Annotated in this window: 1 protein-coding gene; it reads right to left on the bottom strand. The window is 69.9% G+C overall.

The annotated features are described in order from the left end of the window. The coding region (locus AC4IJH_RS43775; protein WP_490857609.1) for an acyltransferase domain-containing protein at positions 1-311 on the bottom strand (311 nt) is incomplete at its 3' end. Positions 312-389 lie beyond the last annotated feature (78 nt).

Below are 389 nucleotides of genomic sequence, written 5' to 3'. Positions count from 1 at the left end.
ACATACGCAGCCGCCAGCTCACCGATCGAATGCCCCGCCACCACCTGCGGACGCACACCCCACGACTCCAACAGCCGGAACAGCGCCACCTCGACAGCGAACAGACCGGACTGCGCCCACACCGTCTCGTCAATACGGCCCTCACCCGGCCAGGACGCCTCACCCTCGCCACGGATCACCGCCCCCAGCGAACCATCCAGATGCTCGGCCAGACCCGCGCAGACCGCGTCGAAAGCCTCGGCGAACACCGGGAACGCCGCATACAAGTCCCGGCCCATGCCGACCCGCTGGGCGCCCTGCCCCGTGAACACGAAGCCGACCTTGCCCGCACCACCAGCCGACACCCCAGAGACGACCCCCGGAACCTCACGGCCCTCCGCCAACGCCCG

It is taken from the genome of Streptomyces sp. UF-297, assembly GCF_058245575.1.
The sequence above is the reverse complement of the archived record's forward strand: the minus strand, read 5'-3'. Positions and strand labels throughout refer to the sequence as shown.